Origin of the sequence: Thermus caldifontis, assembly GCF_003336745.1 — a bacterium.
Taxonomy (GTDB): domain Bacteria; phylum Deinococcota; class Deinococci; order Deinococcales; family Thermaceae; genus Thermus; species Thermus caldifontis.
Genome location: NZ_QGMX01000001.1, coordinates 347,059 through 368,793, shown reverse-complemented (window position 1 = coordinate 368,793; position 21,735 = coordinate 347,059). Strand labels below are relative to the sequence as shown.

22 protein-coding genes are annotated in these 21,735 nt (G+C 65.6%); 6 read left to right on the top strand and 16 right to left on the bottom strand.

From position 1 onward, the window contains the following. Positions 1-182: 182 nt before the first annotated feature. The 9 genes from DK874_RS03715 to DK874_RS03675 form a co-directional block, all read right to left on the bottom strand. Positions 183-1,262, bottom strand: coding sequence for a prephenate dehydrogenase/arogenate dehydrogenase family protein (locus DK874_RS03715; protein ID WP_114312684.1), 1,080 nt, complete (start codon positions 1,260-1,262; stop codon positions 183-185). Beyond that, the gene (gene aroF / locus DK874_RS03710) at positions 1,259-2,293 is read right to left on the bottom strand and encodes a 3-deoxy-7-phosphoheptulonate synthase (RefSeq protein WP_114312683.1); all 1,035 of its coding nucleotides are present in this window, start codon (positions 2,291-2,293) and stop codon (positions 1,259-1,261) included. The genes DK874_RS03715 and aroF overlap by 4 nt, the downstream gene beginning before the upstream one ends. Before the next feature lie 276 nt (positions 2,294-2,569). Continuing rightward, the gene (locus DK874_RS03705) at positions 2,570-3,325 is read right to left on the bottom strand and encodes a VOC family protein (RefSeq protein ID WP_114312682.1); all 756 of its coding nucleotides are present in this window, start codon (positions 3,323-3,325) and stop codon (positions 2,570-2,572) included. Continuing rightward, positions 3,325-3,861, bottom strand: coding sequence for a YceI family protein (locus DK874_RS03700; RefSeq protein WP_114312681.1), 537 nt, complete (start codon positions 3,859-3,861; stop codon positions 3,325-3,327). The genes DK874_RS03705 and DK874_RS03700 overlap by 1 nt, the downstream gene beginning before the upstream one ends. Positions 3,862-3,919: 58 nt before the next feature. Further along, positions 3,920-4,738, bottom strand: coding sequence for a menaquinone biosynthetic enzyme MqnA/MqnD family protein (locus tag DK874_RS03695; protein WP_114312680.1), 819 nt, complete (start codon positions 4,736-4,738; stop codon positions 3,920-3,922). Then, positions 4,735-5,886 (bottom strand): aminofutalosine synthase MqnE, encoded by a 1,152-nt coding sequence (gene mqnE, locus DK874_RS03690; RefSeq protein WP_114312679.1) that lies wholly within the window; start codon positions 5,884-5,886, stop codon positions 4,735-4,737. The genes DK874_RS03695 and mqnE overlap by 4 nt, the downstream gene beginning before the upstream one ends. Continuing rightward, positions 5,883-6,563 carry a hypothetical protein gene (locus tag DK874_RS03685; RefSeq protein WP_114312678.1) on the bottom strand — a complete coding sequence of 227 codons (681 nt, stop codon included), beginning with the start codon at positions 6,561-6,563 and terminating at the stop codon, positions 5,883-5,885. Before DK874_RS03685 ends, mqnE begins: the two co-directional genes overlap by 4 nt. A gap of 3 nt (positions 6,564-6,566) precedes the next feature. Then, positions 6,567-7,010: a YqhA family protein gene (locus DK874_RS03680; RefSeq protein ID WP_114312677.1), complete on the bottom strand. Its 444-nt coding sequence runs from the start codon at positions 7,008-7,010 to the stop codon at positions 6,567-6,569. Positions 7,011-7,019: 9 nt separating this feature from the next. Next, on the bottom strand, positions 7,020-8,051 hold the full coding sequence (locus DK874_RS03675; RefSeq protein WP_114312676.1) for a LacI family DNA-binding transcriptional regulator: 1,032 nt from the start codon (positions 8,049-8,051) through the stop codon (positions 7,020-7,022). Between the two features lie 89 nt (positions 8,052-8,140). On the opposite strand from DK874_RS03675, the gene DK874_RS03670 reads away from it, so the two are divergent. Genes DK874_RS03670 through purD form a run of 5 tightly spaced genes read left to right on the top strand, consistent with a single transcriptional unit; the run spans position 8,141 to position 12,501 of the window. Beyond that, a complete protein-coding gene (locus DK874_RS03670; RefSeq protein ID WP_114312708.1) occupies positions 8,141-8,674 on the top strand; it encodes a glycerol-3-phosphate acyltransferase in 534 nt (177 codons plus the stop codon). Between the two features lie 9 nt (positions 8,675-8,683). Continuing rightward, positions 8,684-9,478, top strand: a complete 795-nt coding sequence (locus tag DK874_RS03665; protein ID WP_114312675.1) for a fumarylacetoacetate hydrolase family protein — start codon at positions 8,684-8,686, stop codon at positions 9,476-9,478. Next, positions 9,472-10,365, top strand: a complete 894-nt coding sequence (locus tag DK874_RS03660) for an MBL fold metallo-hydrolase (protein WP_114312674.1) — start codon at positions 9,472-9,474, stop codon at positions 10,363-10,365. Before DK874_RS03665 ends, DK874_RS03660 begins: the two co-directional genes overlap by 7 nt. 52 nt (positions 10,366-10,417) lie before the next feature. Then, positions 10,418-11,257: a phosphoribosylglycinamide formyltransferase gene (gene purN, locus DK874_RS03655; RefSeq protein WP_114312707.1), complete on the top strand. Its 840-nt coding sequence runs from the start codon at positions 10,418-10,420 to the stop codon at positions 11,255-11,257. Then, positions 11,254-12,501 carry a phosphoribosylamine--glycine ligase gene (gene purD / locus DK874_RS03650; RefSeq protein WP_114312673.1) on the top strand — a complete coding sequence of 416 codons (1,248 nt, stop codon included), beginning with the start codon at positions 11,254-11,256 and terminating at the stop codon, positions 12,499-12,501. The genes purN and purD overlap by 4 nt, the downstream gene beginning before the upstream one ends. Positions 12,502-12,516: 15 nt before the next feature. On the opposite strand, the gene DK874_RS03645 is transcribed toward purD, so the two are convergent. The 5 genes from DK874_RS03645 to DK874_RS03630 are packed head-to-tail and all read right to left on the bottom strand — an operon-like array spanning position 12,517 to position 19,183. Further along, a complete protein-coding gene (locus DK874_RS03645) occupies positions 12,517-14,415 on the bottom strand; it encodes a 3'-5' exonuclease (RefSeq protein ID WP_114312672.1) in 1,899 nt (632 codons plus the stop codon). Then, a complete protein-coding gene (locus DK874_RS03640) occupies positions 14,412-14,768 on the bottom strand; it encodes a response regulator transcription factor (RefSeq protein ID WP_114312671.1) in 357 nt (118 codons plus the stop codon). Before DK874_RS03640 ends, DK874_RS03645 begins: the two co-directional genes overlap by 4 nt. Next, on the bottom strand, positions 14,743-17,256 hold the full coding sequence (locus tag DK874_RS03635) for a sensor histidine kinase (RefSeq protein WP_114312670.1): 2,514 nt from the start codon (positions 17,254-17,256) through the stop codon (positions 14,743-14,745). The genes DK874_RS03640 and DK874_RS03635 overlap by 26 nt, the downstream gene beginning before the upstream one ends. After that, a complete protein-coding gene (locus DK874_RS11740; RefSeq protein ID WP_205387553.1) occupies positions 17,253-17,429 on the bottom strand; it encodes a hypothetical protein in 177 nt (58 codons plus the stop codon). Before DK874_RS11740 ends, DK874_RS03635 begins: the two co-directional genes overlap by 4 nt. Continuing rightward, entirely contained in the window at positions 17,426-19,183 is a 1,758-nt protein-coding gene (locus tag DK874_RS03630; protein WP_114312669.1) for a DUF294 nucleotidyltransferase-like domain-containing protein, read from the bottom strand. The genes DK874_RS11740 and DK874_RS03630 overlap by 4 nt, the downstream gene beginning before the upstream one ends. A gap of 29 nt (positions 19,184-19,212) precedes the next feature. On the opposite strand from DK874_RS03630, the gene DK874_RS03625 reads away from it, so the two are divergent. After that, positions 19,213-19,548, top strand: a complete 336-nt coding sequence (locus DK874_RS03625) for a hypothetical protein (RefSeq protein WP_114312668.1) — start codon at positions 19,213-19,215, stop codon at positions 19,546-19,548. 3 nt (positions 19,549-19,551) lie between these two features. Here the strand turns inward: DK874_RS03625 and DK874_RS03620 are convergent, their stop codons facing one another. Together DK874_RS03620 and DK874_RS03615 are read right to left on the bottom strand one after the other, a co-directional pair. Next, a complete protein-coding gene (locus DK874_RS03620) occupies positions 19,552-21,312 on the bottom strand; it encodes a VC_2705 family sodium/solute symporter (protein WP_205387552.1) in 1,761 nt (586 codons plus the stop codon). Positions 21,313-21,315: 3 nt separating this feature from the next. Next, complete coding sequence (locus DK874_RS03615; protein WP_162798705.1) at positions 21,316-21,591, bottom strand: DUF4212 domain-containing protein; 276 nt, start codon at positions 21,589-21,591, stop codon at positions 21,316-21,318. Positions 21,592-21,735 lie beyond the last annotated feature (144 nt).

The following is a 21,735-nucleotide window of genomic DNA, read 5'->3' as shown; positions in this document are numbered from 1 at the left end:
TTTTTCCTCCTTTGCCCCTATGCTAACACAAGATGGGCGTATAGTCTAGAGGTCGCAGGTCCCTCTCTTCACCGGGATGTGGCTGCGGCGCGGAACATCCTGGCCAGGGCTTGGGCGGAGCCTGCGGGGATGGGTACTCTTACCTAGAACCGCGAAGCCCCGCTCTAAAGAGCGGGGAGTCGTCACGAGACCCGGTATCCTGCTTGGGAAACCACCTCTTTGGCCCTTGCCCGCTCCTCCCGGCTGGCGAAGCCCAGGCGGATGGCCCCCGCTTCCTCCCGGATGGTGAGGACCTCGATGTCCTTGATGTTGACCCCTGCTTCCCCCAAGGCGGTGGCGATCCGGGCGATCTCCCCTGGGCGGTCGGGCACCTGGACCACCAGGTCGTGCATCTCAGGAAGTAGGCTCCGGCGCACGATGGGGAGGCTATCCCGGGTACGCTTGGCCTCCTCTGCCACCCGTAAGAGGGCCTCGGGTTCGTCCAAAAGCCCCTCCAGTTCCCAAAGGACCCCCCTCAGCTCCTCTATGGCCTCCTTGAGGGCCTCCTTGTTCTCCACCACCATGTCCCGGCTCATGCGGGGGGAGCCGGAGGCCACCCGGGTCAGGTCGCGAAACCCCCCAGCGGCCAAGAACATGAGGAGGTCCCGGTGGGGGCTATGGGCCACCAGGTGGTTCAGGGCCACGGCCAGGAGGTAGGGGAGGTGGGAGATGCGGGCCACCAGCTGGTCGTGAAGCTCTGGGGGGATCTCCAAAGGATAGGCCCCCAAGGCCTCCACCAGCTGGCGGAGGCTTTCCTTGGCCTTGGGGCTAGTCCTTTCCGTGGGGGTGAGGACCCAGATGGCGTTTTGCAAGAGGCCGGCGTGGGCGTTTTCCACCCCGGCCCGCTCGCTTCCCGCCATGGGGTGGCCCCCAAGGAAGTGGGGGAGGAGGCCTTCCAGGGCCCCCACCACCTTGGCCTTCACGCTCCCCACATCGGTCCAGAGGCTTTGGGGATGGGCGAAGGGGGCAAGGGTCTTCCCCAGATCCGCCAGGGCCCCCACGGGGGCGGCTAGGATGCCAAGCTCCAGCTCCCCCACCCAGGGGCCGGGCTTGGGGTGGATCCGGTCCGCCACCCCCAGGAAAAGGGCCTTTTCCAGGGCCTCCGGGTCTTGGTCGTAGGCGTGGACCTCCTCGGCGAGAAAGCGCTCCTTAAGGCCCAGGGCCACGCTTCCCCCAAGGAGCCCCACCCCGAAGACCCCCACCTTGCCGAAAAGCGGCTTCATCCCAGAACCGGCGGGGAAAAGGTCTTGCCCAAGGCTTCCAGAAGCCGCCTAGCCTTTTGCATGAGCTCGGCGAACTCGTGCTCGTGGAGCTGCTGGGCGGCATCGGAAAGGGCCTTTTCCGGCTCGGGGTGGGTTTCCACGATGAGGCCATCCGCCCCCGCCGCCAGTCCCGCCAGGGCCAAGGGGATGACCCATTCCCTCCGGCCTGCCGGATGAGAAGGGTCCACCCAGACGGGAAGGTGGGTAAGGCTCTTGAGCACGGGTACCGCCGAGACATCCAGGGTGAAGCGGGTGGTCTTCTCAAAGGTGCGGATCCCCCTTTCCACCAGGATCACCTGCATGTTCCCCCGGGAGAGGATGTACTCGGCGCTCATCAGGAATTCCTCCAGGGTCATGCTCATGCCCCGCTTGAGGAGAACGGGCTTCTTAACCTCGCCCACCGCCTGGAGAAGGGCGAAGTTCTGAGCGTTGCGGGCCCCGATCTGCAGGGCGTCCGCGTACTCCGCCACCAGTTCCACCTGTTCTGGGGCCAGGACCTCGGTGACCACGGGAAGCGCGGTTTCCCTTCTGGCCTCCGCCAGGATCTTGAGGCCTTCCAGGCCAAGCCCTTGGAAGGCGTAGGGGCTGGTCCTGGGCTTGAAGGCCCCACCCCTCAGCATTCCCGCCCCATGGGCCTTCACGTAGCGGGCGGCCTTGAGGGTCTGCTCCCGGGACTCCACCCCGCAGGGCCCTGCGGCGATCAGCACGTGGCCGCCTCCGGTTTTACCTGTGGGGAACTCCAAGACGGTGGGGAAGGGCTGGACCTCGAGGCTCGCCAGCTTGTAGGGCTTGGAGATGGGGATCACCTCCGCCACCCCGGGAAGGGCGCGGAAGTGCTCCATGAGCTCCGGGGTGGGCCCGCGACCGATGGCCCCCACCAAGGTGGTCTCCACCCCCCGGGAAACGTGGGGCCGGTAGCCCACCTTCTCAATCTCCCGGATGGCCTCTTCTAGCTCCGCTTCCGTGTGTCCTCGCCGCATCACAATCAGCATGCTTCCCTCCTAAAAGCCTTGGGCGCCCCCTTTTGGGGGCGCCCTTCTTGCGGAAATACCTTATGCGGACCGCAGGGCGCCCCCGGCGGGATAATAAAAGCCGAAGTAGCGCCTTGGAGTCCGCATATTGCCTCCAAGCATAGGGAAGGGAAAGGACCCTGTCAAGGGGGGAGTAAAACCACCGCCGAAAAAGTCCTTTAAGAAGCCACGTTCCTGGGCACCCCCAGGGTGCGGCCTAGCCAGAAAAGGTTTAGGCATCCCCGACGAAGGGGCAGGTTAGAAGCCTGGGGTAAGGCGCACCTGCGCACCCGTGGGGTCTTCCAGCTCCATCCTCCGGCCCCAGGGGTCCTGGAGCGTGTAGCCCAAAAGCCCGGTAGCCCCTGGGGGGGCTTTCCGCCTTCCTGCCCAGACGTTGGCCCCTAGGTGGTGGTAGCCATCCCAGGCGAAGAAGAGGGCCCCGGGGTAGGTGCGTAAGGTAACCGCCATGCCCAGTTCCCCCGCAAAGAAGGCCTCAGCCTCCTCGATGCTTCCCACATGGAGGTGCAGGTGGCCGAGGAGGGTTTCGGGGGGAAGGGGACCTGGGCTTTGGGCCTCGGAGAGGAGCCGCTTTAGGTTCAGGGGGGCGGTGAACATGAGGGGGCCGGAGGGCCACGCCCCTTGGGGCCGATCCCGGTAGAGCTCGAGGCCGTTCCCCTCCGGGTCGCGGAAGTACAGGGCCTCGGAAACGCCGTGGTCCGCCGCACCCTCCAAGTGGACCGAGGCCTGGAGAAGCCTCCGGGCCACCTGTGCCAGGGTTTTCCGGTGGGGGAGGAGGAGGGCGAAATGGTAGAGGCCCACCGAGGGGTAAGGCCTTGGGGGAGCCTGGGGGTCATGGAGGATTTCCAGGTGAAACCCTTCCCCTTCGGGGGATAGCCAGTACCGGGGTGGGTCTGGTTCCACCTTTAGACCTAGAAGGTCCCGGTAAAAGGCCAAGGCGGCCTCCAGGTCCCGCACCCGTAGGCTCAGGGAGGAAAATCGCCTGGGAAAGGCCATTACTGGGCCACCGCCTCCGTTGCCTTCACCGCCTCGGTGTCCACGCTGAAGCGCACCTCCTCGCCCACCAGGACCCCGCCCAGCTCCAAGGGGACGTTCCAGGTGAGGCCGAAGTCCTTGCGGTTCAGCTTGCCCTCAAAGTGGGCGGCCACGCGCTCGTTGCCCCAAGGATCCTTGGCGGGGCCACGGGTTTCCACCTCAAAAGCCAGGGTTTGGGTGACCCCCCGGATGGTCAGCTCCCCCTCCACCCGGTACCGTCCCTCGCCCAAGGGGGTGATCCTGGTGCCCTTGAAGAGGATTTCCGGGAAGCGCTCCGCATCCAGGAAGTCGGGGGAGCGCAGGTGGTTGTCCCGGTCCGGCACGCCGGTGTGGATGCTCCTGGCGTCCAGGCGTGCCTCCACCCGGAGGGGCCTGCCCGTTTTGTCGGTTTCCACGAGGCCCTCCTTAAGGTTCAGGGTGCCTTTAACCGTGGCGATCATCATGTGGCGCACGGCGAACTCGATGCTGGTGTGGGCTGGGTCTAAGTGCCAACGCATCTTTGAACCTCCTTGGGCTCGAGGCCCAGGAGTATGGTATCCATAGCGCTTTGGACTGTCAAGTGCTATTGGGGTAGTAGTTAGGGGTAAAGGCGAGGCCCAGGGCTTGGGCGAAGGCCTGGAGACCCAGCCGGTCCGGTTCCTCCAGGTGGTAGCGGAAGTTCCAGAGGTAGTGCTCCACGAGGGCGGGATGGATTCCCAGCCGCCTGGCCTCGGCCTCGGCCACCTCTCCGAGCCGGGCAAGCCCCTGGCGCCGGGCTCTCCTTAAGGCCCGCACCAGCTCCCAGGGGGGAGGGGTTTCCTTGCGGTAGGCCCAGACGGCGAAGACGAAAGGGAGGCGGGTGCGTTCAAACCAGAGCATGGAGAGGTCCACCACCGCCACCTCTCCGAAGCGGGTGGGGAGGGCGTGGGGGGTTTCGGGAAGGTGGTCTAGAAGGTTGGCGTAGGCCCTTATGGCCCTGTCGCCGATGAGGAGGACCCCGTCGTATTCGCCAAGGAGTTCCAGCCCTCCTTCCCGGTTCTCGTACCGGGGGAAGATGCCCCGTTCACCCAAAAGGAGCTTCAAAAGCTCCACGCTGGTGGCGCTTTCCGTGGTGAGGGCGATGCGCCTCAGGTCCGCAAGCTCCCCCTTGTGGAACAGGTTTACCGAATACACCCGCCCCAAAACGGCCACGGAAAAGTCGGGAAGAAGCCCCAGCTCCTCCTGGTGTTCCAGGTAGAAGTAGCTGGAGACCAGGGAAAGCCCCACCTCCCCCGAGAGCACCATGCGGTTGAGCTGGGCGGGAACCCCATAGCACAGCCGCCAGCCCCCTGGCTCCAGAAAGCGGTAGAGGGGGGCGGTGTTGGCGTAGAGGGGAACCCCCAGGGTGTAGCTCATCCGGCCTCTTGGGTAGCCCTTTCTTCCCCAGGCGCCGCCCCGCTATCCCAGACCCGGATCTCCCGGTAAAGGGCGTCCCGTTCCACAGGGATCCGTCCCGCCTTGCGGATGATCTCCGCAAGCTCCCTTTTGGAAAGTCCCTGGGGGGTGGGGCTTCCCGCCATGTGGACGATGCGTTCCTCAATCAGGGTACCGTCAATGTCCGTCACCCCCCAGTCCAGGGAAACCTGGGCCAGTTCCGGGGTCAGGGTGGCCCAGTACCCCTTGATGTGGGGGATGTTGTCCAGGTAAAGCCGGGCCACGGCCAGGTTGCGGAGGTCGTCCAGTCCGGTGGTGAACCCCCGCTTGCCCAGCTTCCTGGCCAGGGGGTTGCCGTCCGGCTGGAAGGCCAAGGGGATGAAGCTCATGAAGCCCCCGGTTTCGTCCTGAAGGTGCCTTAGACGGTCCATGTGGTCCAGGCGCTCCTCGAGGGTCTCTATGTGCCCGTAGAGCATGGTGGCGTTGGTGGGGATGCCCAGCTCATGGGCCGTCCTATGGATGGAAAGCCACCCTTCCGCGGAAACCTTGGCCCGGGCGATCTCCTTGCGCACCCTCTCGGCGAAGATCTCCGCCCCCCCTCCGGGCATGGCGTCCAGCCCCGCTTCCTTGAGGGCCTGGAGCACTTCCCTGTAAGGAAGACGGGCGATCTTGGAGAAGTGGTGGATCTCCGCCGCCGTCCAGGCCTTTACCTGGACCCCGGGGAAGGCTTCCTTCAGGGCCCTTATCAGGTCCAGGTAGTAGGAAAAGGGCCTCTTGGGGTGGTGGCCCGCGGTCATGTGGATCTCCGTGAGGCCGGGCTGGTAGCGCTCCCTTACCCAGGCCACCACCTCCTCCACCTCCCAGTCCCAGGCCCCCTCCTCCCCAAACCTTCTCTGGAAGGCGCAGAAGGTGCAGCCCACGTAGCAGATGTTGGTCTGGGAGACGCGGATGGAATGGACGAAGTAGGTCTTGTGCCCGTGCTTCCTCTCCCGCACCCGGTTGGCCAGGCGCATGAGGCTTGGGAGGTCTTGGGTTTGGTAGAGGACGAGCCCCTCGGCAAAGGTGAGGCGTTCCCCCGCCTCCACCTTCTCGGCGATGGGCCAGAGCTTAGGGTCACGGATACCCTTCACGAGGAGGAGTCTACCCCTTCCCGGAACCTCTGGACTAGGGCCTCCACTTCCCTTCGCCTCCCCCCCACGCTCCTCCCCGGCAGGAGGCCCCGCAGGTAGCGATCCGTGAGGAGGAGGTCCACATAAGGGTAAAGGGTGGCGGCCATCACCGCATCCAATAGGTCCGAAGGCCGGGGCTTGCGGCTTAAGTCCGAGGCCATGCGGGCGAGGAGCTCGGCCAAAAGGCGCACGAAGGGTACCTCCCTAAGCCCGGTGCGGGCCTTGATCTCCTTGAGGGCTTCCTCCAGGGCCTCCCGGTAGGAGAGACCCCGGAGGCTTTCGGAAAGGCCCTGGAAGGGGGAGAGGTCCGCAGGGGCTTCCCAGCTTCCTCCCCTCCAGAGGAGGTCTTCCCGGGAAAGCCCCCCCTCCTGGCGCACGGCCACCTCCTGCCAGGGGCGCACCCAGTAGCCTTGGGAAAGCTCGGCGAAAAGGCGCTTTAGGGCAGGTAGGAGGTAGCCGGCCTTCTCCTCCGGGCCCCGGATGGGGTAGAGGGTTTCCAGCACGTGGAAGGGGCTGGGAGGGGCTAAGGCCTTGCCCCGTAGGGCCAGATAGAGCTCGCCAAAAACCTCGTGCCCCCGCTGGCCCAGGAGGTGCTTGGCCATGCGGCTGGCGTAGTTTTGGTCCAGATAGACCAGCAAGGGCTATTCTTTGGCCTTGGCCAGCCAAAGGGAGGCGGCCAGGAGGGCCACCCCCCCGGCGAAGAGGAGGAAGTCCAAGGAGGTCTGGGGCTTGAAGGCCGAGGCCTTCTCAAAAAACTTCACCACCAGGATCATGATGATCACCTGGCCCAGCTTGCCCTTGAGGTCCGCCAGGCTTTCCACGGTGAGGACGTTTTCCAAGGGGAGCTCCAGCTTGCGGATGAAAAGCTCAAAAAGGCCCAGGCTGAAGATGAGGAAGACGGCGCTCAAAAGGGCCAGGTCCACGGCGCCCACCAGGACGGGAAGGGCTTCGTCCAGGGGTTTTTTCACCGCCACCAGGGTTTCCTCGAGGGCATGCCAGGCGAAGTAGAAGGCCCCGAGGAGCATCCCCACCACGGGCAAAAGCATGAGCCAACGCAACGGGTAGACCAGGGCTTCCGGGCGCATGGGCGCATTCTAAGGCAGGTAGGGGGCCGCAGGGGAAGTGCGGGTGGAGGCCCGTTCTATAAGGAGGGGCTCGAACCGCACCTCCCGGGGAGGGCCGGCATAGCCTTCCATCCTTTCCAGGAGGAGTTGCGCCGCCCGGGCCCCCATGGCCTCCACCGGCTGGGCGATGGTGGAAAGCCCCACCTCCTCGGTGAAGGGATGGCCGTCAAAGCCCAAAACCCGCACCTCCTTGCCCACGGTAAGCCCCAGCCTCTTTGCCTCCTCCAGGACCCCCAGGGCCACCTGGTCGGCGCCGGCGAAGACGCTAAAGGGCGGGGAGGCCTTTTCCAGGAAGTACCGGAGGGCGAGCCTGCCTCCTTCCTGGGAGAGGCGGGTGGTGTAAAGGTGTTCCTCGGGGAAGGGGCGGTCCGTGGCCTTGAGGGCTTCCCGGAAGCCGGCCAGGCGCTCGGCGAAGACCGTGTGGTGGAAGGCCCGGTCGGGTTCCTCCTCTACCTTCACAGCGAAGATGGGCCCGGGGAAGCGGGCCAGGTGCTCCCCGGCCAGGTGACCGCCCAGAAAGTTGTCCAGGTAAACGGAGTCGTACCGGGGATTCTTGGCGTCCACCAGCACCACGGGACGGTCGGTGGGAAGACGGCCCCCTTCAAAATGCTCGCTGAGGTCGTAGGAGGCCAGGATGAGGCCGTCGGTGAGAAAAGCCAGGGTGGAGCTTTCCAAATAGCGCCTAAGCCGGGCCTGGGAGAGGATGGGAAAGAGGGCGAGGTCGTAGCGCTTTTCCAAGAGCACGCTCTCGATCCCCTCCACCAGCCTGCGGTAGAACTCCGTGGCCACGAAGGGGAGAAGGACGGAAACCGTGTAGCTTCTGCCTCCCGCGATGCGCCGGGCATGGGGGTTGGGGGTGTAGCCCAGCTCCTCCATGGCCCTTAGCACCCGGGCCCGGGTTTCCGGCCGCACCGCAGGGTGGTTGTTGAGCACCCGGCTCACCGTGCCCAGGCCGACCCCGGCCCGGGCGGCCACCTCGAGGATGGTGGGTTTCTTCTTCATGGCCTCAGCACCTCAGGAAGTGGAAGCGCTTCATGGAAACTTCCATCCTTAGGATAGGGCAAGCCCCGGCCCTTTGCAAGAATGGGGGTATGGCCTATGTGCTCTTGGCGTACCTTTTGGGTTCCCTGGTGGCAGGCCTCCTCTTCTTCCCCGAGGTGCGGGCCAAAGACCTTCCCGGGGGCTCTGGGGTTTACCGCCGAAAGGGCCCTTGGGCGGCCCTTTGGGTGGTGGCTTTTGACCTGGGCAAAGGGGCGCTGGCCGCCTGGCTGACCCCGCCGGAGTGGCGGGCCTGGGCGGCGGGGGCCGTGGTGGCGGGGCACAACTGGCCCCTCTTCTTCCGCTTCCGGGGCGGGGGTGGGATTGCGCCCTCCCTGGGCTACTTCCTGGCCTGGTTTCCCGGGGAAACCCTCCTGGCCACGGCCTTGGGCCTTGGGGTGGCGGGGGTCTACCACCTTCTTTACTGGGGGAGGCGCCGGAAGGGCATCTACCCCATTCCCTTTGGGGCCATCTTCGGGTACCTGGCCCTTTTGCTCCTGGCTTCCCCCGAGGGGAGGCTTGGGGCTTTCCTGGCGGCCCTTTTGGTGGGGCTCAGGGGCCTGCAAATCCTTAGGGGGAGATGGTAGCTTTAGGGCATGAAGATCCTCCGGTTTAACGAGGGGCGTTGGGGCATACTGGAAGGGGAGCTGGTCCTGGAAACCGATGGCCCGGGGGGCAACCCCACGGGGAAGCGTTATGACCTGGCGGCGGTTCGCCTTCTGGTCCCGGCCACGCCCAGCAAGATCGTCTGCGTGGGGAGGAACTACAAGGAGCACATCCGGGAGATGGGCCACGACTTCGGCCAGGACCTGCCCAAGGAGCCGGGCCTGTTCCTGAAGGCCCCCAACACCCTGGCCCACCCCGGTAACCCCCGGGACCCCTGGAACACGGGGGATGCGGTGCCCTACCCCTTCTTCACCCAGGAGCTCCACTACGAGGGGGAGCTGGCGGTGGTGATCGGGGACCGCATGCGCCACGTGCCCCCGGAAAAGGCCCTAGACCACGTGCTGGGCTACACCATCGCCGTGGACATCACCGCCAGGGATGCGCAAAAGCAGGACCTCCAGTGGGTGAGGGCCAAGAGCGCGGACAAGTTTTTGCCCCTGGGTCCTTGGATTGAGACCGATCTGGACCCCCAGAACACCTGGGTGCGCACCTATGTGAACGATGAGCTCCGTCAGGAAGGGCATACGTCCGCCATGATCTTTTCCGTGGCGGAGATTCTCTCGTACATCTCCAGCTTCATGACCTTGGAGCCCATGGACGTGGTCCTCACGGGCACGCCGGAAGGGGTGGGGGCCCTTAGGCCTGGGGACCGGTTGGAGGTGGCCATTGAGGGCATCGGCACCCTCCACACCCGGATCGGCCCTAAGGAGGAGCGCCCATGGTGAAGGTCCTGGACCTCCACTTCCAGGGAGCGGAAGGGGTGATCGCCAGCTTCCTCCTGGAGTCCAAGGAGGGGCCGGTACTGATGGAAACGGGGCCGGAGAGCACCTACGCCCGCCTCGAGGCGGCCCTAAGGCAAGAAGGGGTGGACCCCAAGGAGGTCCGCCACGTCTTCGTGACCCACATCCACCTGGACCACGCCGGGGCCGCCTGGCGGTTTGCGGAGCTTGGGGCCACGGTGTACGTGCACCCGCGGGGGGCCCCCCACCTGGTGGACCCCTCGAGGCTTCTGGCCTCCGCCGAGCGCATCTATGGGGCCATGCTGAAACCCCTTTGGGGAGAGCTTAAGGGCATTGCCCAGGCGCAGGTGCGGGCTTTGGCGGATGGGGAGGTGGTGGACCTAGGGGGGCTTAGGGTACAGGCCCTGGAAACCCTGGGCCACGCCTCCCACCACCACGCCTACCTGGTGGAGGGCCTCCTCTTCGCCGGGGACGTGGCCGGGGTGCGGATAGCCCCGGGGCCGGTCCTGCCCCCCACCCCGCCCCCCGACATCCACCTGGAAAGCTGGTACGCCTCCTTGGACCGCATCCTAGCCCTCAGGCCCGAGGCCCTCTACCTCACCCACTTCGGCCCCTACCGGGACGTGGAGGCCCACCTCCTGGCCCTACGGGGTGTTTTGGAGGAGTGGGCGGGCTGGGTCCTGCACCGGCTCAAGGAGGGCCTTCCCCTGGAGGCGATGACGGAGCGTTTTGAGACCTACTGGCGGGAAGGCTTGCGGCGGGCCGGGGTGGGGGAGGAAGGGATAAAGCTATATGAGCTGGCCGATCCCCCTTACATGAACCTCCAAGGTCTGGTGCGCTACTGGCAGAAGCACCATCCCGAGGCTCTTTAGTATGGAGGGGCGCGGGTTTTCCACCCCCTTTCCTCTAGGCCGGCCTGCGCGCATGGCGGTCCTGGCCTCAGGCCGGGGGACGAACCTGGAGGCCCTCCTCGAGGCCTTTCCGCCCGGAAACCCTTGGGGGGAGGTGGTGCTGGTCCTCTCCGACAACCCGGAGGCCTACGCCCTAAGGCGGGCGGGGAGCCGGGGGGTGGAGGCGCTGGCCATCCCCTGGCGGGGGCGGAGGGCCTTTGAGGGGGAGGCCTTGGCCCTCTTGGGGGCCAGGCGCATTGACCTGGTGCTCCTGGCCGGGTTCATGCGCCTCCTTTCCCCTGGTTTTGTGGAGGCCTGGTACGGGCGGCTTCTCAACATCCACCCTTCCCTTCTTCCTGACTACCCAGGGCTAAACGTGCACCGGCGGGTCCTCATGGCGGGGGAGAAGGAAACGGGCTCCACGGTGCACTTCGTGGACCAGGGTATGGACACCGGCCCCATCGTCCTGCAGGGGCGGGTGCCCATCCTGCCCGGGGACACCCCGGAGACCCTGGAAAGGCGGGTGCTTTTCCTGGAACACCGCCTCTATCCCAAGGCGGTGCGGCTTGTCCTCCTGGGGCTTGCCTTCCCGCCCCCCGAGGAAGGGGAGCTCGCCCCCTGGCTCCGGGGCCTGCCCCCTCGGCAAAGGCCCCTTTACCTGCGGGCGTATGCCCTTCTTAAGGCCTGGGGACAGGAGGCCATGGCGCTTTGGGCCTTCCAGGGCCAAGGGGGCGAGTGGGGAAGAGGGGCCTTTTTGGCCGCCCACCTTTTGGCGGAGGACCATCCAGCCCTGCGCCGGGAGCTCGCCACCCTGCCTGAGGAGGTGCGGCTTCGGGTGGAAAAGACCCTGGCCCGGGTAGAATCTTCCCCATGAAGGTGCTGGTGGTGGGCTCGGGGGGACGGGAGCACGCCCTCCTTTGGAAGGCGGCGCAAAGCCCCTTGGTGGACAGGCTTTACGCCGCCCCTGGCAACGCCGGGATGGCGGCTTTGGCGGAGCTGGTGCCTTGGAGCGGGGACGTGGAGGCCCTGGCGGACTGGGCCTTGAACGAGGGTATAGACCTCACCCTGGTGGGTCCCGAGGCCCCTTTGGTGGAGGGGATCGCCGATGCCTTTGCGAGGCGGGGCCTTCTCGTCTTCGGCCCCACGCAGAAGGCGGCCATGATTGAGGGCTCCAAGGCCTTTGCCAAGGCCCTTATGGAGCGCTACGGCATCCCCACCGCCCGGTTTAGGGTTTTCCAGGACCCCCTTTCGGCCCTGGAGTACGTGGAGGAAGTGGGGGTACCCATCGTGGTCAAGGACTCGGGGCTGGCGGCGGGGAAGGGGGTGACGGTGGCCTTTGACCTCCACACCGCTAAACAGGCGGTGTCCAACATCCTTTCCGGACCCGAGGGGGGCGAGGTGGTCATCGAGGAATACCTGGAGGGGGAGGAGGCCACGGTTCTCGCCCTCACCGACGGGGAGGCCATCCTTCCCCTTTTGCCCTCCCAAGACCACAAGCGGCTTCTGGATGGGGACCAAGGGCCCATGACCGGGGGGATGGGGGCGGTGGCCCCCTACCCCATGGGTCCGGAAACCCTGCGGCGGGTGGAGGAGGAGATCCTGAGGCCCCTGGTCCAGGGCTTGCGGGCGGAGGGCGTGGTCTACCGCGGGGTGGTCTACGCTGGCCTCATGTTGACCGGGGAAGGGCCCAAGGTGTTGGAGTTCAACGCCCGCTTCGGCGACCCCGAGGCGCAAGCCCTTTTACCCCTTTTGCAAAACGATCTGGTGGAGCTGGCCCTAAGGGTGGCCGAGGGGCGGCTTGGGGGGACGGAGCTTTCCTGGCGGGAAGGGGCCTCGGCCTGCGTGGTCCTGGCGGCACCCGGCTACCCGGAAAACCCCAGGAAGGGGATTCCCCTGCATGTGCCCGAGCCGCCAGAAGGGGTCCTGGTCTTCCATGCGGGGACCCGGTGGGAAGGGGGTAGGTGGGTGAGCGCTGGGGGACGGGTTTTGAACGTGGTGGGGTTGGGCCAGGACCTGGAGGAGGCCTTGGGGCGGGCCTATGCCTACATCCCCCAGGTGGGTTTTCCTGGGGCCCAGTACCGCAAGGACATCGGCCAGAAGGCCCGAAGACGGCGCTGATCCCCCCACCGGGGCTTAGTATTGCAGTTTGGCCAGGGGCAGCTTGGCGCAGGCCTCGAGGGTCCTCCCCAGGGTGCGGTACCCCTTGGCCTTAAGAAGGGGAAGCATCCGGGCAAAGACCTCGGCGGTCATGAGGGCGTCCCCCAAGGCGGTGTGCCGCCCCACCACCGGTACCCCGAAGCGTTCCGCCAAGGCTTCCAGACGGTGGTCCTTTAGGTCGGGGAAGAGGAGGTGGGAAAGGAGCAGGGTGTCCACCAAGGGGGGTTGGTGGATGCCCACCCGCCGCAAAAAGGCCATGTCAAAGGCTCCGTTGTGGGCCAGGAGGACGCTATCCTCCAAAAAGGCGCGGAAGGCGGGAAGGACCTCTTCCAGCCGGGGTTTCCCCTGGAGCATCTCCCAGGTTAGCCCGTGCACCTGGCTGGAAGCCTTGGGGATGGGCCGGCCGGGGTCCACCAGGGCCTCAAAGACCTCCTGGCGGAGCACCCTTTGCCCTAAAACGTGCACCCCTCCTAGGGCGACGATGGCGTCCTTTTCCGGGTCCAAACCCGTGGTTTCCAGGTCAAAGGCCGTGTAGAGGAGGCCCTCTAAGGGGGCTTCCTCCAGTTCCTCCGGGACTTGGAGGAGGGTAAGGTCAAAGACCACGGCCCTGGGAGGGGGTCCTTCTTGGGCGGGGAGCCTAGGGGCTTCCCGTGCGGGAAGGAGGAGGTGGAGGCGAAAGGCCTCCTTCCAGGCGCTTCCCCCCGAGCGCCCGGCGGCTTCCTCCAGCAGGGGAGGCAACCGGACGCCCCCACCCCCCTCCGGGAGGGTTAGGGTGAGGTGAAGGAAGCCATCCTCCCGCCTGGCGGCCAAGAAGGCTTCCTCCACCTCCTCGAGGGCCTCCGCCAAGCCCCGGGCCAAGGCGTAGGTGTCCGCCAACACCAGAAGCCCCCTGGCCTCCTCCTCCAGGGAGAAGCCGGGGGCGATGCCCGCCTCTCGCTCCAGGGTCTCCAGGAGGAGGGGAAGGAGGTCCTCCGCCAGTACCTCCGCCGCCTGGGGTGGGGGCCTCCAGGAGGCGAGGAGCTGGCCAAGCTCTTCCGCAGTGGCCCTAGCCGTGTTCAGGAGGGCTTGCAGACGGGGGGTTTGCACCTCCAGGTGCAGCACCTCCACCAAGGCCTTAAGCCCAGCCAGTTTGTCCCGCAGTTGGTGAAGGAGCCCTCCCTCCAGAGCCCCTTCCTCTTTGGCCCCTTCCAGAAGGACCAGGTACCTCTCGTTGCCCTCCAGGGGCACCACCTGAAGCCACAAGGCCCCCTTGGGCCCCTGGGTGAGAAAGCGCTCCTCGGGAAGGCTTAGGGCGTGGACCCAAAGCCCCCGGTCCAGAAGGCCCAGGAGGCTTTTGCCCACCCCCAGGCCCTCCCCCAGAAGCCCCCGGGCGGCGGGGTTATAGAGGAGGACCTGGCCCTTGGGGTTGGCCAGGACCACCCCTTGGGGCAGGTGGGCGATGAGAAGGGCCAGCTTCTTGCGCTCCTCTTCCAGGAGGGTCTTGGCCTCGGCGATCCGGGCCGCCACCTCCCGTTCCAAGGCCTCCTTTTCCTGGGCCAGGCGGTTGATGAGGTCCGCAAGGGCCTGAAGCTCAAAAGGACCCCGGGGGCGAAGGCGGTGGCCTGGGTTGCTCAGGATCACCTCCGCCTCCTGCCCCAGGGCCCGGGTGGCCGCCAGGTAGCCTAGAAACACGGGGTAGAGCAGGGCTCCCAGCACCAGGATGAAGAGAAACCCCACGAAAAGGAGTGCGGGAATCCTGGCCTGGACCAGGCGTAGGAACTCCCGGGCTAGGGCGTCCTCCCCTTGGAGAAGGAGGAAGAACCCTAGCGCCACCGTACCCCCCACCAGGAGGAGGCCCAGGAGAAGGGCGCCTAAGAAGCGGAGGGCTTCCCTCATCCTTTTACCAGCCTTTCCACCTGGGCAAGAAGGTCCTGGGTGGCGAAGGGCTTGGCCATAAAGGCCTCGGCCCCCAGGGCCAGGGCCTTGGCCCGGTCCGCCTCCCGCCCCCTGGCGGTGAGGACCAAGACCTTGGGCCTGTGGGGGAGGTTACGGCTTCTTTCCAGCACGGCAAAACCGTCCAGGCCCGGAAGCATGAGGTCCAGCACCAGAAGGTCAAAGGCCTCCTGCTCCAGGGCTTTTAAGGCTTCCTCCCCCGTGCGGGCCAGGACCACCTCGTACCCGGCCCTCTTCAGGAGGAACTCCAGGGGCACCAGGATGCTTTCCTCATCGTCCACCACCAGGATTCTCATGCTTCACCTCCAAGGGGAGGGTGAAGGCGAAGGAGGCCCCATTCCCCTCCCTGCTTTCCAGCCAGATCCGGCCTCCCAATCCTTCCACGAGCCTCTTGGCCAGGAAAAGCCCCAGGCCCGTGCCGCCGGAAAAGCTCTGAAAGGGTTCAAATACCAGGGCCTTGGCCTCTTGGGGTACCCCGGGCCCGTCGTCTTGGATGCGGAAAAGGACCTCGTGGTTGCCGGGAGCCACCTCGAGGCGCACCCGGTTTTGTGCGTGGCGCAGGGCGTTGTGGAGGAGGTTTAGGAGCACCTGGAGCACCCGGTCCCGATCGGTGACGGCCTGGACCCCCGCCAGCTGGGACTCCATTGTAATCCCCCTTTCCCGGGCCAGGGGTTCCACCAAGGCCAAGGCCTCCTCCGCCAAGGCCTTAAGGTCCGTGGGGCTCCTGGCCAAAGGCACCCCCGCTTGCAACCGGGTGTAGGCCAGCACCTCCTCCACCAGGCGGGAAAGGCGGGCAGCCTCCTTGGCGAGGAGGGCGGTGAAGCGGTGCCTTTCCTCCTCGCTGAGGTCGGGGTTGGCCTCGAGGATCTCCGCCAAGGCCCGCACCGCGGTGAGGGGGGTCTTGAGCTCGTGGGAGACGGCGGCCAGGATCTCGTCCTTGGCCTGGTCCAAGGCCTTTAGGCGTTCGTACGCCTCCGCTAGCTCCCGCTTGGCCTCTTCCAAAGCCCGGGCGTAGGCTCGCACCTCCCGCGACTCCCGGGCGGCTTCCTCCAGGAGGGCTTCAAAGGGGGAAGGGGCCTCGGGAGCCTCCCGGGTGGCGGAAAGGAGGAGGAGCCTGGCGGTGGCGGGGCCCACCGAGGCGGAAAGCCAGGACTCCGCCAGGGCCACGGCCTTGGGGCCAGAAAGGGCCTTGGCTTCTCCCCGGAAGGCCTTTTCCGCCTCTGGGCCCAGGACCCGGCCCACCAAGGCGGCCAGCTCCGCCGGTTCCCCGGTGCGCCCCTCCGGGGTAGGGCCCTTCCGGGTGAAGAGGGAAACCCCCACCGCAAGGGCCAGGTTCAGCCCCACGCTGGCGAGAAAGCCATGGGTTATGGGGTCAAGGCCTTGGAGGCCCAAAAGCCCTTGGGGGTGGAGGAGGGGATGGGGACCCTCCAGAAACCCTTTGGGAAGCCAGCCAGAGCGGGCCAAGGCGGGCAGGAAGAGGGTATAGGTCCAAAGGGCCATCCCTCCCAGGAGGCCAGCCAGGGCGCCTTGGGGGGTGGCTCCCTTCCAGAAGAGCCCCAAAAGCCCCGCGGGGGCCAGCTGGGCCACGGCCACAAAGGAGATGAGGCCCATGGCCACCAAGGCGTAGGCCTCCCCCGCCAGGCGGAAGTAAAGGTAGGAAAGAAGCATCACCAGGAGGATGGAGAGCCTTCGCCAAAGCAGGAGGCTTCCCAAGGCCTTCCACCTTAGGAGCCAGGGGGAGAGGAGGTGGTTGGAGATGAGGATGGAAAGGGCCAGGCTCTCCACGATCACCATGGCGGTGGCGGCGGAAACCCCACCCAGGAAGGCTAAAAGGGCTACCCCCTGGCTTCCCAGCTCCAAGGGCAGGGCTAGCACGTAGAGGTCGGGGTTCCCCCCAGGCAAAAGGGTGCGCCCCCAAAGGGCTAAGGGAAGGACGGGCAGGTTGATGAGGAGGAGGTAAAAGGGAAAAAGCCAGGCGGCCAGGCGCAGGTGCCCGGGGTCGGCATTTTCCACCACGCTCACGTGGAACTGCCGGGGCAGGAAGAGGAAGGCCAGGCCGGAGAGGGCCACCAGGCTCCCCCAGGCCACCTGCCCGGAAAGGCCCTTTGGGGGTGAAAGCAGGGGAAGGAGTTCGGGATCCTGAAGGGCCCGGGGAAAGGGGCTGCCCAGGTGCCAAAGCACAAACCCACCCACCAGGAGGAAGGCGAGGAGCTTCACCCAGGATTCAAAGGCCACCGCCAGCACCAGGCCGGGGTGCTTTTCCGAGGGGTCCAGGTGCCGGGTGCCGAAGAGGATGGCGAATAGGGCCAGGAGCAAGGCGGTGGGGAGGGCCACATCCCCTAAAGGAGCCTTTCCTCCGCTTAGGAAGAGGAAGGCTTGGGCGATGGCCTTGAGCTGCAGGGCCAGGTAGGGAAGAAGCCCCACCACGAGAAAAAGGGCGGTGAGGGGGCCAAGGATACCGGGGCCATAGCGGAGGAAAAGGAAGTCGGCCCAGGAGGTGAGGCGGTGGGAGCGGGCCAGCTCCAGAAGCCTTCCGTGCAAAAAGGGCCAGAGGAAAAGGACCAGGGTGGGGCCCAGATAGATGGGAAGGAAGGTGGCTCCCTCCGTGGCCGCCCGGCCCACGCTTCCGAAAAAGGTCCAGGCGGTGGCGTAGACCGCCAGGGAAAAGGCATAGGCGTGGGCACTTTGGGCTAGGCCTCTTCCCCGGCCCTCCCCCCAGAGGGCCACCAGGAACAAGGAGGCCAGGTAAAGGAGGAGAAAGAGGAACAAAGCCAGGGCGCTCATGGCTTGCGGTAGAGCCTATAGGCCAGGAGGATGACGAGGCTCCAGGCCAGGAAGAGGTAGAGGTAGGCGGCGGGGATTCCCCATAGGCTCCTTCCCCCCCAGGAAAAGAGCTCCAGGGGTAAGGTGAAGAGGACTAAGGCCAGGAGGAAGAGGGCGAGGGCTTTCTCCTTCATCGCAGTTGGAACCGGCTTGCGGTGCTTTCCTGAAGCTCGGCGATGGCCCGGAACCCCTCGAGGGCCCTCCGCTTTTCTCCCGGGCTCAACGTGGCCCAGAGGATGCGGTTTTCCACCGGCTTTCCCTGGCGCAGGGCCAGAAGCTGGTGCTTGAGGCGCAGGGTGAAGAAGAAGCGGAAGGCCTCCTCCAACCTTTCCGCTCCCTCCTGGCTTAGGGTGCCGGCCTCCGCCGCCGCCCGTAGCCTTTCCACTGTGCCCTTGGCCAGGCTTCCCGCTAGAAGGGCGTAAAGCCGGGCCAGGGCCACGATGGGGGCGATGGCGTGCCGCTTCAGGTCAAGAAAGCCCTCCTCGGTGCGCACCCTGCCCAGAAAACCCAAGGGTGGGCGGAAGGCTAGGCTGGCCTGGGCCAGGTGGTAGCGGAAGACCCCCTTCTGGCTTCCCTCCAACACCGTTTCCTCCAAAGGCTTTAGGGAAAGGCCACCGGCTGCGGAGCGGAAGTCAAAGAAAATCTGGGTATCCAGGAGGGCTTGGGGCTCGGGGGTTTCCATCCAACGCCGAAAGGTGTCTTGCCATTGGGCGAGCGTCTTGCGCCAGCGGGTGGCCATGTAGCCGCCCTTGCACTCGGGGATGCCGGCCTGGATGAGCCCTCCCACCACGTGCTCCGCCAGGGCCTGGAAGTAGGGGTCGTGCCCCCCTTCCGCCAGGACAAGGGCGTTGTCCTGGTCGGTGAGGAGGGCCTGCTCCCTTCGCCCCTCGGAGCCGAAAACCATGAAGCTATAGGCAACCGGGGCCGGGCCCAAGGCCCTTTCCGCCTCCTTGGCCAGCCGGCGGATGAGGGCGTCGTTCAAGGAGGCCACCACCCGGCCGACCTCCACGCCCCCGAGGCCCCTTTGGACAAGGCTCTCCACCAAAGAGGCCACCTCGAGGCCATAGCGGGAAAGCTCCAGCCTTTCGATCCGCCGGAGGAGGACCAAGGGGCTTTGGGCCTGGTTGAGGAGCAGGTCGGTATGGGTGACCACCCCCACCACCTGCCCCCCTTCCGTAAGGGGCAGGTGGTGGATGCCCCGCTCCACCATGGCCGCCAGGGCCTCATGGATGGGGGTTTCCGCCGGGAGGGTGAAGAGGGGCGCGCTCATCACCCGGGCCACGGGGGTGGAGGGGGGAAGGCCTTCCGCCAGGACCCGGTTTCTTAGGTCGCGGTCCGTGAGGATGCCCAAAGGCTCCCCTTCCACCAGGAGGCTGGAGATGCCTTCTTGGCGCATCCTCCTCGCGGCCTCTTCCACCGTGGCCGAAGGGGGGATAAAGGAAGGGGAACGGCGGACCAGGCTTCCCACCGGGGCCAAGAGGGAGGGTTCTAGGTCCATGCGAAGCCGCACCCTCTCCACGAGGCCCTGGCCGAAGAAGCGGGCGATTTCCGGGTGGGCCAGGAGCCTTTGGAAGGCCTCCTTGGGAAAGGACAGGACCTTGACCGGGGTTTTGGCCACCACGCTTAGGGCCGGGGGTTCCCCGGAAAGGAGGGAAGGGAAGCCGAAAAACTCCCCCGCCTCCAGGGTCCCTACCTCCCGTTCCCCGTCCAGGAGGGCCACTTGGCCCTCTAGGAGGAGGTAGAGGTTTTGGGAGGGACTGCCCCCCTGGGTTAGAAGGGTGGTTTGGGGGGCTAGGTCAAGGGTAGAGGCGGACCGACCCAGCTGTTCCAGCTCCTCCTGGGGGAGCCGGTCCAGAGGGGGGATTTTGGCTAGGAGGTCTACAGCCATGGCCTGGGTTTGTGCTTATAGTATGGCATATGGAAGAGGAAAAGCAGGCGGTGTACGGCAAGCTGGTGGAGTACGTGGAGCGTTTTGTGCGAGCCCCGGGGAGGATGCGGCGCCTCGAGGACCAGGTGGCCTACCATCTTTTCGTCTGGACCCGGGGTGGGCTGGAGCGAGGGGTAAGCTGCTTTGACGAGGCCGCCGGGCCCTGGGAACGCCTGCTGGGAGGGAAACGGCTTTTTTGCTACGACGAGTGGGAGGGCCTACGGCTTGCCGTTACCCAAGTGTTTCGTTTTGGGCGTCCCCGGCTTGTGGTCCTTACGGCCTTCAAAAAGGGGGCCAGGGTGGCCTGGCCCCCCCGCAAGGCATAGCCCCTAGTCGGGCATGCGCATGTGATCCACAAAGGCCTCCCGTTCCTTCCCCTCAGGGGGCGTGAGCAGGGAGACCACAATGGCGGTGAGGGCATTGGCCAGGAAGGAGACGGCTCCCCAGGCGATGGTGCCGATCTTCTGCCCGAAGAGGGCCAAGGGAGGGGCGTTAAAGATGCCCACGGCCAGCACGTAGGGTAAGGCCACGGCCATGCCCACGATCAGCCCCGCTACGATTCCGTAACGGTTAAGCCGCTTCCAGAAGATGCCCAGCATGATGGCCGGGGTAAAGGTGGAGGCAGCGAAGACGAAGGCCCAGCCTACCAGCAGGGCCACGTAGCGGCTAAAGCCGGGGTCCCGAATAGCCAAGTAGCCCAAGTAGCCTCCCACCAAGCCGATGACCACCAGCATGGCCCGCACGAAGCCCACCTCCCCTGCCTCCGAGGCTTGGGGGTTGATGAAGCGCTTGTAAATGTCCCGGGAGATGGCGGTGGACATAGCGAGGAGAAGCCCGTCGGCGGTGGAAAGCGCCGCAGCCAAACCGCCCACGGCCACCAGGGGCGAGATGAGCCACAGCATGCCGAACATGTCCGGCATCCCCACCACCACGATGTCGTTGTGGAAGGAGAGTTCCGCTGCTTGAATGATCCCGTCCCCGTTGGCGTCACTTATCTTGACTAAGCCTGTGGGAAGCCACTTTTGGATCCAGGTGGTGTTCATCACCACATCTAGGGGTTTGTTCCAAAGATTACTGATGGAAAGCCGGGCGATGGCGGCATAGATGGAGGCGGTGGTGTAGAGGAGGCCGATGAAAAGAAGGGCCCAGCCCACACTTAGGCGGGCGGCGTGCACGTTGGTGACGGTGTAGAAACGAACCAGGATGTGGGGCAGGCCCATGGTACCCAGCATGAGGACCAAGGCGGCCAGGATCCAGTTCAGCATCCCTGTCCCGCCGGCGAAGGGCCGGGCCAGGGGTTCGGTCCACAGGGGGCTAACGCCTGCGGCGGCTTCCCGGGCCTCCACCTCGGCCAAGAGGGGGCCGTATTGGAGGTGGGGTATGGGAAGAAGCCCCAAGTAAGCGCTGGCGATGAGCACCGGCAGGAGGTACATGGAGATGAGCACCCAGTATTGCACGAACTGCACCCAGGTGATGCTCCGCCAGCCGCTGGTCCAAGCGTAGGCTAAGGCCCCGAACACGCCCACGAAGACGGCTATGGTGGCGGGGATACCCAAGAAGCGGGAAAAGACCACACCCACCCCCACCAGCTGGGCGGTGAGGTAGGTGAGAGAGGTGATAAAGACCATGAGCACCGCGATGACCCGGGCCGTGGACCAGTTGCCTGCCAGACGCTCAATAAGCTCTGGCACGGTGTAGGTGCCGGACTTGCGCACGAAGGGGGCGATGGTGAAGGCCATGAGGGTATAGCCCAGGGTCCAGCCGATCACGTAGGGCAGGGCGTCAAAGCCCAGAAAGGCGATGATCCCCGCCATGGAGAGGAAGCTGGCCGCCGACATCCAGTCGGCGGCGGTGGCGGCTCCGTTCACCACCGCCGGGATAGAGCGGCCTGCCACATAAAAGTCAGCAGCAGCCTGGGAGCGGAGGGTGAGGGCCAGAACCAAGTAGACCAAGATGCTGCCGATGATAAGTACCAGGGAGGTCAGGTACTGCCCTCCTACCGGGTAGGCCAGAATAGCCAAGAGGACCACCACAATAGCGGTAATCAACGGATTGCGCACCACGGGCGACATGCCTTTTGCTGGGGCCATGGTTTACCTCCCTTCCCTAAGCTTTTTTTCCAACTCCTCGTCCAGCCGATTCATACGGGCGGCGTACCAGAAGATGAGCACAATGCCAAGCACGATGACGATCAAGCTGTTGATGTACCAGTGGAGCGAGGGCAAGGGGCCAATGGTCACCCCCTTGAAGAGGGGGGAAAGGACCGGCAAGACGATGGCAATGATGATCCAGTAAAAAAGGGAGCGAAGGGTAAGCCGCTTGACCTCCCCCCAGTACCACTCCTTGACTGCCTCAGGTATCCCGTCCATGCGCTTCACCTCCCCTATGGTGAAAATGCAAGCAGGGGCTTTGGTCCCTTGCATGAGCCTGTATCCTGCCTGCTGGGCGAATATTAACTCCCTTTCCTTGGAGCGTCAAGAAAAGGGCCGTTTGGCGAATACCTGAAAACCCTC